The organism is Streptomyces sp. NPDC002838 (genome assembly GCF_040295365.1).
Lineage (GTDB): Bacteria > Actinomycetota > Actinomycetes > Streptomycetales > Streptomycetaceae > Streptomyces.
The window spans coordinates 1-1450 of record NZ_JBEOVF010000153.1; the positions used below are offsets into that span (position 1 = coordinate 1).

General features: G+C 69.6%; 1 protein-coding gene. It reads left to right on the forward strand.

Annotated features, from left to right (window positions below; all coding sequences use genetic code 11):
- Positions 1 to 20: 20 nt before the first annotated feature.
- On the forward strand, positions 21 to 1450 hold a 1430-nt coding region (locus tag ABT063_RS52025), incomplete at its 3' end, for an RHS repeat-associated core domain-containing protein (protein ID WP_351069387.1).

A 1450-nucleotide genomic window follows, 5' to 3' on the forward strand; every position in this document is an offset into this window, starting at 1 on the left:
GCGGTGGTTCGAAGTCGACGTTGTATCTCTATGGTGCGGATGGTGAGCGTCTGATCCGTACCGGGGCGGACGGCAGCCGTACGCTCTACCTCGCCGAGGCGGAGTTGACGGTCAACGCGGCCAACACGAGTGCGAAGGCGGAGCGGTTCTATCCGCACCCGGACGGTTCGGTGACGGTCCGTGCGACCGGTGGTGTCCGTCAGCTGATGCTCGCCGACCATCACGGCACGTCCCACACGGTCGTCGACATGATGGACCCCGCGTTGAGGGTCACCCGCCGCAAGTCCATGCCGTTCGGTGAGGCGCGGGGGCAGCAGCCCGCCTCCTGGCCCGGACAGCGCGGCTTCGTCGGCGGCACGGTCGACCCCGACACCGGGCTGACCCGGCTGGGCGCCCGTGACTACGACCCCGTCACGGGCCGGTTCATCACGGTCGACCCGATGGTCGACTACAGCCACCCGGCGACGATGAACCCCTACGCCTACAGCAACAACGCACCCGCCACCTTCTCCGACCCCACGGGCGAGTTCTTCCCGATCCTTATCGGTATCGCGGCCCGGATCGCCATCCAGGCGGCGATCCGCGCAGCCGCCCGCCGGGCTGCGATCATCGCGGCCCGCAAGGCCGCCCAGGCAGCCGCCCGCCGGGCCGCGGCACTGGCCCGCAAGCGGGCCATCGAGGCCGCCAAACGCGCCGCGGCCAAGGCCCGCCGGGAAGCAGCCCGCAAAGCCGCCGCGGCCAAACGAGCGGCAGCCAAACGGGCAGCGGCCCGCGCGGCGGCCAAACGCGCGGCAGCCCGCAGAGCAGCAGCCCAGGCCAGAGCACGCGCAGCCCGCGCGGCAGCGAAGAGGGCAGCAGCACGCCGGGCCGCGGCCCGCAAGGCAGCCGCACGACCGAAGCCACGCGCCAAGCCCCGCTCCCAGCCCAAACCGCGTCCCAAGCCCTCACAGGTGAAACGGGCCGTCAAGAAGGTCGCCAAGGAGGTCCGCAACGAGGCCCGGGAGACCGCCAAGGACGAAGCCCAGGGCGCCGTCTGCGAGGCGAACAGCTTCACACCCGGCACACAAGTCCTGATGGCCGACGGCTCCACCAAGCCGATCGAGAAGGTCAAGACCGGCGACAAAATCATCGCCACCGACCCCAAGACCGGCAAGACCACCGTCCAGACAGCCACAGCCACCATCACCGGCAAGGGCACCAAGCAGTTGGTGAAGGTGACGTTGTCGGTCCATGACGGCTCGAAGAGCCGGACGAAGACCACGACGGTCACCGCCACCGCCGGCCACCCCTTCTGGGTACCCACCCTGCGGGAATGGATCAACGCCGGCGAACTCAAACCCGGCCAATGGCTCCAGACCTCCTCAGGCACCTGGACCCAGATCAGCGCCATCCAGGCATGGACAGCCCGACAGGCAACAGTCCACAACCTCACCGTCACCGACACCCACAC